Source organism: Streptomyces sp. NPDC111628 (assembly GCF_055635195.1).
In genome coordinates, this window is the sequence record NZ_JBVKBZ010000009.1 from 305,070 (window position 1) to 319,415 (window position 14,346).

Genomic DNA, 14,346 nt, shown 5'->3' on the forward strand with positions numbered 1-14,346 from the left:
CTGAGCAGCGGCGATACGGCCCCCTGTGGACAACTCGGGGGCCGTCGGCCGGGTGCGTTAGGTTCGAGGAGTGAACGCAACCACCGCCGACGCGACCGCCCCCGACCAGGGCCGCATCGTCCTGCTCACCACCAGCCACCGCGTCGCCCCCGGCCTGCTGTCCTGGCCCGCCTGGCAGGCCCTGCGCACCGCCGACCGCGTCCTGTGCGCCGACGGAGCCCACCCCCAGCTGCCCTATCTGCGCGAGGCGGGGATACGGGTCGAGGAGGCGGCCCCGACCGCCGAGGAACTGGTGGACGCCTGCGCCGGCGGCCGTACCGCGGTGGTCGTCGCCACCGGCGAGGGCGACCCCGCGCTCACCGACGGCCTGGCCCGCCTCGCCGGCTCCGGACGCGTCGCGATGCCCGACCTCGAGCTGCTCCCCGCCTCCTACGACCTCCCCGGCGCCCGCCTGCTCGACCTCGTCCAGGTCATGGACCGCATCCGCCTCGCATGCCCCTGGTCCTCGCAGCGCACCCACAAGGGCCTGGCCAAGTACGCCATCGAGGAGGCGTACGAACTCGTCGAGGCCATCGAGGACGGCGACCGCGACGAGCTGCGGGAGGAGCTGGGCGACGTGCTCCTCCAGGTCGTCTTCCACGCCCGCATCGCCGAGGAGGACCCCGACGCGCCGTTCTCCGTCGACGACGTGGCCGGCACCATCGTCGACAAGCTCGTCCACCGCCACCCGCACGTCTTCGGCGACGAGAGGGCCGACACCCCCGAGGAGGTCCGGGAGCACTGGCTGCGCACCAAGGCCGCCGAGAAGCAGCGCACCTCGGTCACCGAGGGCGTCCCCCTCGGCCAGCCCGGCCTCGCCCTCGCCGCCAAGCTCCACTCCCGCGTCCGCACCGCGGGCCTCGACGTCCCGCTGCCCTCCGGCGAGGGCATCGGCTACGAACTCCTCGCCCTCGCCGCCCGCGCCGAGTCCGAGGGCACCGACCCCGAGGCGGCCCTGAGAGCGGCGGACCGCGCCTACCGGGACGCGATCCGGGCGGTCGAGGGATGACCGGCAGCTCTTCCGCCCCGGTCCCCGAGCTGTTCAGCTGGGAGTTCGCGAGCGACCCCTACCCCGCCTACGCCTGGCTGCGCGAGCACGCCCCCGTGCACCGCACCCGGCTGCCCAGCGGAGTGGAGGCGTGGCTGGTCACCCGGTACGCCGACGCGAAGCAGGCCCTCGCCGACCCGCGGCTGTCCAAGAACCCGGCCCACCACGCCGAGCCCGCGCACGCCAAGGGCAAGACCGGCATTCCGGGGGAGCGGAAGGCCGAGCTGATGACCCATCTGCTGAATATCGATCCGCCCGACCACACCAGGCTGCGGCGGCTGGTCAGCAAGGCGTTCACGCCCCGTCGCGTGGCCGAGTTCGCGCCCCGGGTGCAGGAGCTGGCCGACGGTCTCATCGACCGGTTCGCCGCCGGCGGCTCCGCCGACCTGATCCACGAGTTCGCCTTCCCGCTGCCCATCTACGCCATCTGCGACCTGCTCGGCGTCCCCCGCGAGGACCAGGACGAGTTCCGGGACTGGGCGGGCATGATGATCCGTCACCAAGGGGGCCCGCGGGGCGGGGTCGCCCGGTCGGTGAAGAAGATGCGCGGCTACCTCGCCGATCTCATCCACCGCAAGCGCGCCGCACTGCCGCCCGAGCCCGCCCCCGGCGAGGACCTCATCTCCGGCCTGATCCGGGCCTCCGACCACGGCGAGCACCTCACCGAGAACGAGGCCGCGGCCATGGCCTTCATCCTGCTCTTCGCAGGGTTCGAGACCACAGTCAACCTCGTGGGCAACGGCGCGTACGCCCTGCTCACCCACCCCGAGCAGCGGGAGCGGCTCCAGGCGTCCCTGGCCGCCGGGGAGCGCGGCCTGCTGGAGACCGGCGTCGAGGAACTCCTGCGCTACGACGGCCCGGTGGAGCTGGCCACCTGGCGCTTCGCCACCCGGCCGCTGACCATCGGCGGACAGGACGTCGCGGCCGGCGACCCCGTCCTCGTCGTCCTCGCGGCCGCCGACCGGGACCCGGAGCGGTTCACCGACCCGGACACCCTGGACCTCGCCCGCCGCGACAGCCAGCACCTCGGGTACGGCCACGGCATCCACTACTGCCTCGGCGCCCCGCTCGCCCGGCTGGAGGGGCAGACGGCGCTGGCCACGCTCCTCACCCGGCTGCCGGACCTCCGCCTCGCCGCGGACCCGGCCGAACTCCGCTGGCGCGGCGGCCTCATCATGCGAGGTCTGCGCACCTTGCCCGTCTCGTTCACACCGCCCGCGTCATCGGCGGGCAACGGTCCGTCGCCGACGCAAAAGTGACACGCGCTCAACTCTGTGATCTTCACGTGATCTGCGCGGCATGAACTTGTGACAAGCGATGATCTCCCTATACGTTCACGGATCAGCGTGGTGTCGAGCGTCATCCGCCGCGCGGTCCCCGTCGTCTCGTGAAAGGTCGTCGCATGCTCTCCGGGAACGGTCGTCACCGCCGCCCCCGCCAGGCACCCGCACTGGTCGTCGCCGCCGGAGTGACCGGCTCCGCCATCGCGATCCCGCTGCTCGGCGCCACCGGCGCCCACGCGGCCGGCTCCGCGAACTGGGACCAGGTCGCCGAGTGCGAGACCGGCGGCGCCTGGAGCCAGAACAGCGGCAACGGGTACTACGGCGGCCTGCAGCTGTCCCAGGAGGCCTGGGAGCAGTACGGCGGTCTGGACTACGCCCCCAGCGCCGACCAGGCCAGTCGCTCCCAGCAGATAGAAATCGCCGAGAAGATACACGCGGCCCAGGGCATCGCCGCCTGGCCGACCTGCGGTCTGCTGGCCGGCCTGGGCAGCGACTCGGGCCTCACGGGCGGTGGCTCCGGCACGGCCGGTGACGGGGCGTCGGAGGGCTCGGACTCCTCGGAGGAGCAGGACACCACCAAGTCGTCCGAATCGCCCGCGACCACCGAAACGCCCGAGTCGTCCCAGTCACCCGAGTCGACCGGCTCGACCGGCTCGACCGGTACGGCCGAGACGCCGGAGTCGACGTCCGGGGCGTCCTCTTCGTCCCCTTCGCCCTCTTCTTCGGCCTCTTCCGCGCCGTCGTCCGACGCCTCGTCCGAGGGTGCGGACCAATCCGCCAAGCCGGACACTTCCTCCGAATCCGACCCCTCCGCCAGCGCCGAACCGCAGGGTGCCGAGGGCTCGTCCGGCTCCGGCAAGCACCGCGGCGGCAGTGCGGACGAGGGCGCGACGGGGGAGGGCCGTACGGACCCGACGGCGGGCCGGCACGCCTCGCGCGACGGTGACGAGCGAGAGGCCGGGGACGGCCGTTACGTCGTCCGCACCGGCGACAGTCTCTGGGCCATCGCCGACTCCCTTGAGATCGACGGCGGATGGCACGCGCTCTACGCCGGCAACGAGGCGGTCGTCGGTGCCGACCCCGACCACATCCTGCCCGGTCAGACGCTCACGGTCACGGGCGAATCGGGCGAAAAGTAGAGGGAGTTCGCGTCACGGTTAGGGGTCGTATGTCCCTTTTGGATCTCGTGAGAGATAGGTCTCAGAAGCCGTGATCGTCTTTGAAAATCCGCGGAGCGCGTGTCTACGGTCATGACCGCTCGCCACCGCGGGCCCCGACAGCCGCAACGCCGAATCCTGCCAGCGGCCGTACGGGAACAGTCGTCGCGTCAAGCGCCGCAGGCAGGAGCGGGGGACCCAAGGTAAGTGCCGCACCGGGCAGTTGAGCCGGAGCGGCTAGGGGTGAAGCCGAGTTCCGGGAGGAACCCGGCCGGGCAACTCAACCGGCCCGAACCCGACAGCTCACCTCGCAGGCGTCGGTGAGGGGATCAACCATGCTGTTTTCCGGCAAGGGCAAGCACCGTCGCCCGTCCAAGGCCACCCGTGTCATCGCCGTCGCCGGCGTCACCGGTGCCGCCGTCGCCGCCCCGCTGATGGCGGCCGGCAACGCCTCCGCCGCCACCGCGTCCGAGTGGGACGCCGTCGCCCAGTGCGAGTCCGGCGGCAACTGGTCCATCAACACCGGCAACGGTTACTACGGCGGTCTGCAGTTCTCCAGCTCCACCTGGGCCGCCTACGGCGGTACGCAGTACGCCTCCTCCGCCGACCAGGCGAGCAAGTCCCAGCAGATCGAGATCGCCGAGAAGGTGCTCGCGGGCCAGGGCAAGGGCGCCTGGCCGGTCTGCGGCACCGGCCTGTCGGGTGCCGCCTACACCGGTGGCGGCTCGCAGGACAGCGGTTCCGGCAGCTCCGAGGGCTCGCAGAGCCAGAGCAGCGGCTCCACCGCCGAGCGCTCCACCGAGCAGAAGGCCTCCCGCTCCTCCGAGCGTCCGGCCGCGGAGCAGAAGGCCGAGAAGCCCGCGAAGAAGACCGTCACCACCCCGACCGGCAAGAAGGTCGAGAAGGGCGACGGCGAGTACAAGGTCGTCAAGGGCGACACCCTCAGCTCGATCGCCGAGGAGCACGACGTCAAGGGCGGCTGGGCGAAGCTCTTCAAGCTGAACGGCGACATCGTCGACGACGCCGACCTGATCTACCCGGGCCAGCAGCTGCACCTGAAGTAAGCGGCGGCCCGCCCCGCGACTCCCGCCCCGGTGCGTGTTCCCCCGTACGCACCGGGGCGGGATTTTCATGTTCCACCTTTGTTCCGTTCGGAAACAATTTACTCTCGGTTCTGTCCAGCGGGTGGGCGATCGGCTGGCCGATCGCCCGGAGCCGGTTAGGCTCGGTCCCGCAGAGCCGCCGCGGTCCCGCGGGACCGCGGCAGACCGAAGCGTCACACTGAAGCGTCACATTGAAGAAGGAGATGCTCGTGCCGTCCATCGACGTCGTCGTAGCCCGGGAAATCCTGGACTCCCGAGGCAACCCCACGGTCGAGGTCGAGGTCGGCCTCGACGACGGCAGCACGGGGCGTGCCGCCGTTCCGTCCGGCGCCTCCACCGGTGCCTTCGAGGCCATCGAACTGCGTGACGGCGACCAGAGCCGTTACCTCGGCAAGGGCGTCGAGAAGGCCGTCCTCGCCGTCATCGAGCAGATCGGCCCGGAGCTGGTCGGTTACGACGCCACCGAGCAGCGCCTGATCGACCAGGCCATGTTCGACCTGGACGCCACCGACAACAAGGCCTCGCTCGGCGCCAACGCCATTCTCGGCGTCTCCCTCGCCGTCGCCCACGCCGCCTCCGAGGCCAGCGACCTGCCGCTCTTCCGCTACCTGGGCGGTCCGAACGCGCACCTGCTGCCGGTGCCGATGATGAACATCCTGAACGGCGGCTCGCACGCCGACTCCAACGTGGACATCCAGGAGTTCATGATCGCCCCGATCGGCGCGGAGTCCTTCTCCGAGGCGCTGCGCTGGGGCGCCGAGGTCTACCACACCCTCAAGAAGGTCCTGAAGAACAAGGGCCTGGCCACCGGCCTCGGCGACGAGGGCGGCTTCGCCCCGAACCTCGGCTCCAACCGCGAGGCCCTCGACCTCATCCTCGAGGCGATCAAGGAGGCCGGGTACACCCCGGGCGAGCAGATCGCCCTCGCGCTCGACGTCGCCGCGTCCGAGTTCTACAAGGACGGCTCCTACTCCTTCGAGGGCAAGCAGCGCACCGCCGCCGAGATGACCGAGTACTACGCCGAGCTGGTCGAGGCGTACCCGCTGGTCTCCATCGAGGACCCGCTGTTCGAGGACGACTGGGACGGCTGGAACACCATCACCGCCAAGCTCGGCGACAAGGTCCAGCTGGTCGGCGACGACCTGTTCGTCACCAACCCGGAGCGCCTGGCCCGCGGCATCGAGGAGAACTCGGCCAACGCCCTGCTGGTCAAGGTCAACCAGATCGGTTCGCTCACCGAGACCCTGGACGCCGTCGAGCTGGCCCAGCGCAACGGCTTCAAGTGCATGATGTCCCACCGCTCCGGCGAGACCGAGGACGTCACCATCGCCGACCTCGCCGTCGCCACCAACTGCGGCCAGATCAAGACCGGCGCCCCGGCCCGCTCCGAGCGCGTCGCCAAGTACAACCAGCTGCTGCGCATCGAGGAGATCCTCGACGACGCCGCGGTGTACGCCGGCCGCAGCGCGTTCCCCCGCTTCAAGGGCTGACGGCCCGGTAGAAGGCAGCGTCGTACGTACGTCCCCGTATCCGGTCCCGTACCGTGTGCGGGGACGTACGCGCGTGCACGGGAGGCGGAGACCAGATGGCCGTGAAGGACCGGGACCGTTTCTCCACCGCGACCAGGATCCGGATCATCGGGGAACAGACCGCGGCCCGGGTCTACCGCTCGCAGACCAAGCGCCAGGCCCGGCGCTCCCGGCTGACCGGCCGGGCCGCGCTGCTCGCGATGGTGCTCTGCTCGCTCGTCGTGGCGCTCGCCTACCCGATACGGCAGTACGTCGCCCAGCGCGCCGAGATCGCCGATCTCCAGCGGGAGCAGCGCGAGACCCGGCAGCGGGTCGAGGACCTGCGCGACCTCAAGGCACGCTGGCAGGACGACGCCTACGCCGAGCAGCAGGTCCGGCTGCGGCTGCACTACGTGATGCCGGGGGAGACGGGGTTCGTCGTCGTCGACCCGGAGGCGGCCGAGCAGACCCGCGCCCGGGCCGGCGCCGCCGACCGCCCCTGGTACCGGAACGTGTGGGACGCGGTCGACAAGGCCGACGCCGTCGCCCTTCGGCAGTGAACCGACCGTGCCGACCGCACCGGCCGCTCCGGCCGCTCCGGCCGCTCCGGCATTGACCCAACAGGAAGACCAGCAGAAGACAGTCATGCAGACTCCCCCGCCGACCACTCCGCGCACCGAGCCGACCGACGCGGACGTGGCGGCCTTCAAGCAGCAGCTCGGACGTCCGCCGCGCGGACTGCGGGCCATCGCGCACCGCTGCCCGTGCGGGCAGCCCGACGTGGTGGAGACGGCGCCGCGGCTGCCCGACGGCACGCCCTTCCCCACGCTGTACTACCTGACGTGTCCGAAGGCGGCCTCCGCCATCGGCACGCTGGAGGCGAACGGCGTGATGAAGGAGATGACCGAGCGGCTGGCCACCGATCCGGAGCTGGCCGCCGCCTACCGCGCCGCGCACGAGGACTACGTCCGGCGCCGCGACGAGATCGAGGAGCTGACCGGCTTCCCGAGCGCGGGCGGCATGCCGGACCGTGTGAAGTGCCTGCACGTGCTGGTCGCCCACTCGCTGGCCGCCGGTCCGGGCGTCAACCCGCTGGGCGACGAGGCGATCGCGATGCTGCCCGAGTGGTGGCGCAAGGGCCCGTGCGTGACGGTTCCCGAGCCGGCCGAGGAGGACGCCAAGTGACCCGGGTCGCCGCCATCGACTGCGGTACGAACTCCATCCGCCTGCTGGTCGCCGACGCCACTGTGTCCGACAGCGCCTCCGGCGCGGGGGCTGCCGCCGAGCTGACCGACCTGGACCGTCGCATGACCATCGTGCGGCTCGGCCAGGGCGTCGACCGCACCGGCCGGCTGGCGCCCGAGGCGCTGGAGCGGACCTTCGCCGCCTGCCGCGAGTACGCCGAGGTCGTCAAGGCGCACGGCGCCGAGCGGCTGCGCTTCGTCGCCACCTCCGCCTCCCGCGACGCGGAGAACCGGGACGACTTCGTGCGCGGCGTGCTGGACATCCTGGGCGTCGAGCCGGAGGTCATCTCGGGCGGCCAGGAGGCCGAGTTCTCCTTCACCGGGGCGACGAGGGAACTGACCGGCCGGGCGGACCTCGACAAGCCCTACCTGGTCGTCGACATCGGCGGCGGCTCCACCGAGTTCGTCGTCGGCGACGACCAGGTGCGCGCCGCCCGCTCCGTGGACGTCGGCTGCGTACGGATGACCGAGCGGCACCTGGTGCGCGACGGCGCGGTGACCGACCCGCCCGCCGCGGAGCAGGTCGCCGCGATGCGGGCCGACATCGAGGCCGCCCTGGACCTGGCCGAGCGGACGGTGCCGCTGCGCGAGGCGCGCACGCTGGTGGGTCTGGCCGGGTCGGTGACGACGGTGTCGGCGATCGCGCAGGGGCTGCCGGAGTACGACTCGGCCGCCATCCACCACTCCCGTGTCTCGCACGACCGGGTCCGGGAGATCACCGACTGGCTGCTGACCTCCACCCACGCCGAGCGCGCGGCGGTGCCCTCCATGCATCCGGGCCGGGTCGACGTGATCGCGGCCGGGTCCCTGGTGCTGCTGGCGATCATGGAGCGGACGGGCGCGGAGGAGGTCGTCGTGAGCGAGCACGACATCCTCGACGGCATCGCGTGGTCGATCGCGTAGGGCGCTCGCGGTGGCGGTGCGGTAGCGGTCTGAGCAGGACGGACGACGATTGAGCGGGCGCCGGGGGGACTCTCGGGGGCCCCCGGTGACGTCCCGTCGGGAAAGTTCGTGAAGTTCTTCACAAGGAATTGGGCCCTGTCGGACGACGAAACCGCGTGCGTTGACCCTTTTGGGGTTTCAACTGCCCTTTGAACGTGTTCAGGTCGGTGTCGCGAGAGGGTCCCGCAGAGCCCTCGCGGGAGGGTGGTCCACCGCTCCCGAAACGCGGAGGTGCAGCTCACGCGGCATTGACAACGGGGTCCCCTACACGCTGGTTCCTTCGCCCGCCATGATCTCCGTCACGTGGGTGGCGGATGGTAGCACAGCACCCACCGATGCTTGTGAAGGGGCGCACGAACCACCCCCCTCAACCGGGTGGATACTCGATGGCATGAGCACCACGGAGCGTCCCAGGATCCTCGTAGTAGGCGGTGGGTACGTAGGCCTGTACGCAGCTCGACGCATCCAGAAGAAGATGCGTTACGGCGAGGCGACCGTCACCGTCGTCGACCCGCGGTCGTACATGACCTACCAGCCCTTCCTCCCCGAAGCCGCCGCCGGCAGCATCTCCCCGCGGCACGTAGTCGTCCCCCTGCGGCGCGTGCTTCCGAAGGCGGAGGTCCTCACCGGCCGGGTCACCACCATCGACCAGGACCGCAAGGTCGCCACCGTCGCGCCGCTGGTCGGCGAGGCGTACGAGCTGCCCTTCGACTACCTGGTCATCGCGATGGGCGCGGTCTCCCGCACCTTCCCGATCCCCGGCCTCGCCGAGCAGGGCATCGGCATGAAGGGCATCGAGGAGTCCATCGGCCTGCGCAACCACGTCCTGGAGCAGCTCGACAAGGCCGACTCCACCACCGACGAGGAGATCCGCCGCAAGGCGCTCACCTTCGTCTTCGTCGGCGGCGGCTTCGCCGGCGCGGAGACCATCGGTGAGGTCGAGGACATGGCCCGGGACGCGGCCAAGTACTACAACAACGTCTCCCGCGAGGACATGCGCTTCGTCCTCGTGGACGCCGCCGACAAGATCCTCCCCGAGGTCGGTCCCAAGCTCGGCCAGTACGGCAAGGAGCACCTCGAGGGCCGCGGCGTCGAGGTCTACCTGTCCACCTCCATGGACTCCTGCGTCGACGGCCACGTGGTGCTGAAGAACGGTCTCGAGGTCGACTCCAACACCATCGTGTGGACGGCCGGCGTCAAGCCCAACCCCGCGCTGGCCCGCTTCGGCCTGCCGCTCGGCCCCCGCGGCCACGTCGACACCCAGGCGACCCTCCAGGTCCAGGGCACCGACTACATCTGGGCCGCGGGCGACAACGCCCAGGTGCCGGACCTCGTCGGCCGCAAGGCGGGCAACGAGAACGCCTGGTGCCCGCCGAACGCCCAGCACGCGCTGCGCCAGGCCAAGGTCCTCGGCGACAACGTGATCTCCGGCATGCGGGGCTTCCCGCAGAAGCCGTACAGCCACGCCAACAAGGGCGCGGTGGCGGGCCTCGGCCTGCACAAGGGCGTCGCGATGATCGTCATGGGCAAGATGAAGATCAAGCTCAAGGGCCGTCTCGCCTGGTACATGCACCGCGGCTACCACGGCATGGCGATGCCGACCTTCAACCGCAAGATCCGCGTCTTCGCGGACTGGACGCTCGGCATGTTCCTCAAGCGCGAGGTCGTCTCCCTCGGCGCGATGGAGACCCCGCGCGAGGAGTTCTACGAGGCCGCCAAGCCCGCCCCGAAGCCCGCCGCGGCGAAGGCCGCCGACAAGGCCGACCAGAGCGAGAAGACCGCGAAGCAGGAGAAGACCGAGGCCAAGGCCTCCTGACCCCCGGTCGCCAGCAGTAGCAGTCCCTCGAAGGGGCCGTCCGCCATCCGTGGTGCGGACGGCCCCTTCGCGCTGTGCGCTTGCCGCGCGTCGGGGCGACAAGTCCGTTGGTGTGTACAGCTATTTTGCCGAGTCGTAACGCGCGCCGGGGACTGTACGGCGGGCTCCCAGGTGTTTACGTGGTGTTGGACATCCGGGATCGCTCGTCACGGAGGACGCCATGGCTGACGCCGCGCTGCGGCTGCAGAACCTCTTCGAACAGTTGCTGGGAGCACCACTCCCGGTGCGTATCCGCGCCTGGGACGGTTCGCAGGCGGGTCCGCCGGGCGCACCGACCCTCGTCGTCCGCAACCGCAGGGCCCTGCGCCGCCTGCTGTTCAAACCGGGTGAACTGGGCCTGGCCCGCGCCTGGGTGGCCGGCGACATCGACATCGACGGAGACCTCTACACCGCCCTCGGCCTGATGGCCGGCCTGATCTGGGAGCGCGACGAGGACGCCCGCGGCCTGGTCGAGGCGCTCCGCGACCCCGAGGTCCGGGCCGCCGTACGCGGACTGGTGAAGCTCGCCGGGCCGCCGCTGCCGCCCGCCCCGCCGCCCGAGGAGGTCCGCCGGGCCCGCGGCCACCTGCACACCAGGCGCAGCGACAAGCGGGCCATCAGCCACCACTACGACGTCGGCAACGACTTCTACGAACTCGTCCTCGGCCCCTCCATGGTGTACTCCTGCGCCTACTGGCCCGCCCCGCCGGCCGAGGGCGGCACCCTGGAGGACGCCCAGCGCGACAAGCTCGAACTCGTCTGCCGCAAGCTGGACCTGAGCCCCGGTCAGCGTCTCCTCGACGTCGGCTGCGGCTGGGGCTCCATGGCGATCCACGCGGCCCGCGAGCACGGCGTGAGCGTCGTCGGCGTGACCCTCTCCCAGGAGCAGGCCGCCTACGCCCGCAAGCGCGTCGCGGACGAGGGGCTCACCGACCGGGTGGAGATCCGCGTCCAGGACTACCGGGACGTCGGGGACGGGCCGTACGAGGCCATCTCCTCCATCGGCATGGCCGAGCACGTCGGCGCCGAGCGCTACCTGGAGTACGCCACCGACCTGCACAAGCTGCTCAAGCCCGGCGGACGGCTGCTGAACCACCAGATCGCCCGCCGGCCGCAGCGGGAGGAGTCCGCCTACAACGTCGACGAGTTCATCGACGCCTACGTCTTCCCCGACGGCGAACTGGCCCCCGTCGGCACCACCGTCACCCAGCTGGAGCGCGCCGGGTTCGAGGTCCGCGACGTGGAGTCGATCCGCGAGCACTACGCGCTCACGCTGCGCCGCTGGGTCGCCAACCTGGAGTCCGACTGGGCGAGCGCCGTCCGGCTCGTCAGCCCCGGCCGTGCCCGGGTCTGGCAGCTGTACATGGCCGCCTCCGCGCTTGCCTTCGAACGCAACCGCATCGGCGTCAACCAGGTCCTCGCGGTGAAGACGCCCGACTCCGGCGCCTCCGGGCTGCCGCTGCGGGCCCGCGTGTGGGGCGCGCCGGGCCGCGCCTGATCCGCAGACGGCCCGAGGGCCGGGCCCCCGTGCGGGGAGCCCGGCCCTCGGTGTTCCGTGTCGCGGCGAGGTCACTCGGTCTTGATCGCGTTCAGCATGTTCAGCCGGGCGGCGTTGCGGGCCGGCCACAGGGCGGCCAGGACGCCCACCAGACCGGCCAGCACCACGAAGATCCCGATCCGGTCCCAGGGCAGGACCAGCGCGTACCCGGGGATCTCCTCGGCGACGGTCTCGCCGATCGCCCAGCCGAGGAAGGTGCCGAGACCGATGCCGACCACCGCGCCGAACACCGAGATGACGACGGCCTCCAGCCGCACCATCCGCTTCACCCGGCGCCGGTCCAGGCCGATCGCGCGCAGCATGCCGATCTCCTGCTGCCGTTCGAAGACCGACATCGCGAGGGTGTTGACGACGCCGAGGACCGCGATGATCAGGGCCATCGCCAGCAGGCCGTACATGACGTTCAGCAGGGTGTTGATGGCGCCGCCGAACTCGTCGCGGATGTCCTGCCGGTCCATCACGGTGATCGCCGGGTTGTCGCCGAGCGCGTCGACGAGGACCTTCTCGTTCGCCGCGGACTGGCCGCCGTCGACCTTCACGAAGATCTCCCGGATGGACGGCTTCGCCTCGTGCCGGTCCATGACCTTCCGGTCGACGAGGACGGGGGAGAGGAACTCGCTGTCCTTGTAGACGGCGCCGACCGTCAGCGTGGCCTTCTCGTCGTCGTCGAAGGTGACCGGGACGGTGTCGCCGGGCCTCCAGCCCCTGCTCTCGGCCGTCTTCTCGGCGACCGCGATCCGGCCCTGGGCCAGCGAGCCCGCGTCGCCGCTGACGACGTCGACGGTCAGGACCTTCTCGATGTCGCCGGGGGTGACCGCCGAGGCGGACACGAAGTCGCCGTCGACCCGGAAGTAGGCGTCCTGCTGCGGCGACACCGCGGACACGCCGTCGGCCTTCTCCAGGGCCGTCAGCGCGGACCGGTCGAGATCGCCTCCGTTGGCCATCGAGACCATGTAGTCGGCCCTGATGTTGTCCGTGGTCATCTTGTCGATGGCCGCGCCGACTGTGACGCCGAGCACCGACAGGGCGGTCACCAGCGTCAGTCCGATGGCCAGCGCCGAGGCGGTGGCGCCGGTACGGCGCGGGTTGCGGACCGCGTTCTGGCCGGCCAGCTTGCCCGCCACCCCGAAGGGCCCGACGAGCAGCGGACGGACGAGTGCGATCACGGGCCGGGACAGCAGCGGGATGAGGACGATCACGCCGATCAGGGCGAAGAAGGCGCCCGCGCCGATGTACATCCGGCCGTCGTCGCCGCCGGCCGAGGCGCCCGCGACGATCCCCGCCGCACCGAGGGCGGTGATGGCCGCGCCGATGGAGTTGCGCACCACCAGCGACTTGGTGGTGGCCACCGCGTGGACGCTGTTCATGGCCGCCACCGGCGGGATCTTCGCGGCCCGGCGGCCGGGCAGCCAGGCGGCGAACACGGTGATCAGCACGCCCACCGCGAACGCCGCGACCACCGGCGTGGCGGACAGGACCAGCGGACCGTCCGGCATCTTCATGTCGGCCGCGGCCATGCCGGAGCGCAGCCCGACGGCCAGACCGACGCCGAGGGCGAAGCCGACGGCCGAGGCCACCAGGCCCACCAGCGCGGCCTCGGCGAGCACCGAGCGGGTGATCTGCCTGCGGGACGCGCCGACGGCGCGCATCAGGGCGATCTCCTTGGTGCGCTGGGCGACCAGCATCGTGAAGGTGTTGGAGATCAGGAAGATGCCGACGAAGAGCGCGATGCCCGCGAAGCCGAGCAGGACCTGCTTGAGGTTGCCCAGGCCCTGTTCGATCTGGTCGGCCTGCTCGTCGGCGAGTGCCCGGCCGGTCTGGGCCTCGGCGGTGTCGGGCAGCAGCGGCTCGACCGCGGCCAGGATCGCGGCATCGTCGGCGCCGGGGGCCGCGGTGACGTTGGCGTCCTCGAAGTAGCCCTTCGCGAGGTACTGCTTCTGGGCGACGGCGGTGTCGAAGAGGACGAGGCTGCCGCCCGCGTTGACGGCGCCGTCCTCGGTGGTGAAGACACCGCTGAGGGTGTACTCCTTCACCGGGCCGTTGGTCGCGACGCGCACCCGGTCGCCGACCTGGTACTCGCCCTTGGCGGCGGACTCCTCGTCCAGGGCGATCTGGTCGTCCTTCACCGGTCCTGAGCCGTCGGTGAACGTGTAGGCGGTGTCCTTGCCGTCCTTGCCGGGCGCGAAGTTGGAGCCCTTGTTGGACCAGCCGACGCCGATGAGCTTCCCGTCGGGGTCGGCGACCCCGGCGAAGCCCTCGACGCGGCCGTACACCCCGGCGACGCCGTCCAGGGCGGAGATCCGGTCGAGGACCTCGCCGGAGAGTCCGTACTCCTTGGGGTTGTCCGGGTCGGCGTACGAGGTGACGGCGACGGCGACGTCCTGGTAGCTCTTGGCCGACTGGTTGCGGAAGGCGTTGGAGAGGGTGTCGGCGAAGACCAGGGTGCCCGACACGAACGCCACGCCGAGCATCACGGCGAGCACGGTCATCAACAGCCTGGCCTTGTGCGCGAAGACGTTGCGCAAGGCGGTACGGAACATGGGGGTCTTCTCTGTCCAGACGTACGGGCGTACGGGGTACGGGGCGGGGGCGGACGGGGAACGGATGGG

Annotated in this window: 11 protein-coding genes and 1 riboswitch; of the genes, 10 read left to right on the forward strand and 1 reads right to left on the reverse strand. The window is 71.2% G+C overall.

Translation table 11 applies throughout. The annotated features are described in order from the left end of the window. Positions 1 to 70: 70 nt before the first annotated feature. The 10 genes from ACZ7MF_RS38925 to ACZ7MF_RS38970 all read left to right on the forward strand — a co-directional run bounded on the left by ACZ7MF_RS38925 (position 71) and on the right by ACZ7MF_RS38970 (position 11,677). Complete coding sequence (locus ACZ7MF_RS38925; RefSeq protein WP_471482903.1) at positions 71 to 1,048, forward strand: nucleoside triphosphate pyrophosphohydrolase; 978 nt, start codon at positions 71 to 73, stop codon at positions 1,046 to 1,048. After that, on the forward strand, positions 1,045 to 2,346 hold the full coding sequence (locus ACZ7MF_RS38930) for a cytochrome P450 family protein (RefSeq protein ID WP_471482905.1): 1,302 nt from the start codon (positions 1,045 to 1,047) through the stop codon (positions 2,344 to 2,346). The genes ACZ7MF_RS38925 and ACZ7MF_RS38930 overlap by 4 nt, the downstream gene beginning before the upstream one ends. Positions 2,347 to 2,489: 143 nt before the next feature. Then, entirely contained in the window at positions 2,490 to 3,509 is a 1,020-nt protein-coding gene (locus tag ACZ7MF_RS38935) for a transglycosylase family protein (protein ID WP_471482907.1), read from the forward strand. Positions 3,510 to 3,692: 183 nt separating this feature from the next. Then, positions 3,693 to 3,859, forward strand: a riboswitch (cyclic di-AMP (ydaO/yuaA leader). A 3-nt stretch (positions 3,860 to 3,862) separates the two neighbouring features. Beyond that, complete coding sequence (gene rpfA / locus ACZ7MF_RS38940; RefSeq protein ID WP_471482908.1) at positions 3,863 to 4,591, forward strand: resuscitation-promoting factor protein RpfA; 729 nt, start codon at positions 3,863 to 3,865, stop codon at positions 4,589 to 4,591. 248 nt (positions 4,592 to 4,839) lie between these two features. Then, positions 4,840 to 6,120, forward strand: a complete 1,281-nt coding sequence (gene eno / locus ACZ7MF_RS38945; RefSeq protein ID WP_471482910.1) for a phosphopyruvate hydratase — start codon at positions 4,840 to 4,842, stop codon at positions 6,118 to 6,120. A 95-nt stretch (positions 6,121 to 6,215) separates the two neighbouring features. Further along, positions 6,216 to 6,698 (forward strand): cell division protein DivIC, encoded by a 483-nt coding sequence (divIC, locus tag ACZ7MF_RS38950; RefSeq protein WP_471482911.1) that lies wholly within the window; start codon positions 6,216 to 6,218, stop codon positions 6,696 to 6,698. An 85-nt stretch (positions 6,699 to 6,783) separates the two neighbouring features. Next, positions 6,784 to 7,323, forward strand: a complete 540-nt coding sequence (locus ACZ7MF_RS38955) for a DUF501 domain-containing protein (RefSeq protein WP_471482913.1) — start codon at positions 6,784 to 6,786, stop codon at positions 7,321 to 7,323. Beyond that, the gene (locus tag ACZ7MF_RS38960) at positions 7,320 to 8,285 is read left to right on the forward strand and encodes a Ppx/GppA phosphatase family protein (protein WP_471482915.1); all 966 of its coding nucleotides are present in this window, start codon (positions 7,320 to 7,322) and stop codon (positions 8,283 to 8,285) included. Before ACZ7MF_RS38955 ends, ACZ7MF_RS38960 begins: the two co-directional genes overlap by 4 nt. A gap of 430 nt (positions 8,286 to 8,715) precedes the next feature. Continuing rightward, positions 8,716 to 10,140, forward strand: a complete 1,425-nt coding sequence (locus ACZ7MF_RS38965) for an NAD(P)/FAD-dependent oxidoreductase (RefSeq protein ID WP_471482917.1) — start codon at positions 8,716 to 8,718, stop codon at positions 10,138 to 10,140. 220 nt (positions 10,141 to 10,360) lie between these two features. Further along, positions 10,361 to 11,677, forward strand: a complete 1,317-nt coding sequence (locus tag ACZ7MF_RS38970; protein ID WP_471482919.1) for a class I SAM-dependent methyltransferase — start codon at positions 10,361 to 10,363, stop codon at positions 11,675 to 11,677. A gap of 71 nt (positions 11,678 to 11,748) precedes the next feature. Here the strand turns inward: ACZ7MF_RS38970 and ACZ7MF_RS38975 are convergent, their stop codons facing one another. Continuing rightward, positions 11,749 to 14,277, reverse strand: coding sequence for an ABC transporter permease (locus ACZ7MF_RS38975; protein ID WP_471482921.1), 2,529 nt, complete (start codon positions 14,275 to 14,277; stop codon positions 11,749 to 11,751). Positions 14,278 to 14,346: the final 69 nt, after the last annotated feature.

Bases quoted from the DNA above. Each gene is read 5' to 3' on its own strand.
- ACZ7MF_RS38930 (WP_471482905.1), top strand. From the start codon at position 1,045: ATGACCGGCAGCTCTTCCGCCCCGGTCCCCGAGCTGTTCAGCTGGGAG.
- ACZ7MF_RS38935 (WP_471482907.1), top strand. From the start codon at position 2,490: ATGCTCTCCGGGAACGGTCGTCACCGCCGCCCCCGCCAGGCACCCGCA.
- rpfA (WP_471482908.1), top strand. From the start codon at position 3,863: ATGCTGTTTTCCGGCAAGGGCAAGCACCGTCGCCCGTCCAAGGCCACC.
- divIC (WP_471482911.1), top strand. From the start codon at position 6,216: ATGGCCGTGAAGGACCGGGACCGTTTCTCCACCGCGACCAGGATCCGG.
- ACZ7MF_RS38955 (WP_471482913.1), top strand. From the start codon at position 6,784: ATGCAGACTCCCCCGCCGACCACTCCGCGCACCGAGCCGACCGACGCG.
- ACZ7MF_RS38965 (WP_471482917.1), top strand. From the start codon at position 8,716: ATGAGCACCACGGAGCGTCCCAGGATCCTCGTAGTAGGCGGTGGGTAC.
- ACZ7MF_RS38970 (WP_471482919.1), top strand. From the start codon at position 10,361: ATGGCTGACGCCGCGCTGCGGCTGCAGAACCTCTTCGAACAGTTGCTG.
- ACZ7MF_RS38975 (WP_471482921.1), bottom strand. From the start codon at position 14,277: ATGTTCCGTACCGCCTTGCGCAACGTCTTCGCGCACAAGGCCAGGCTG.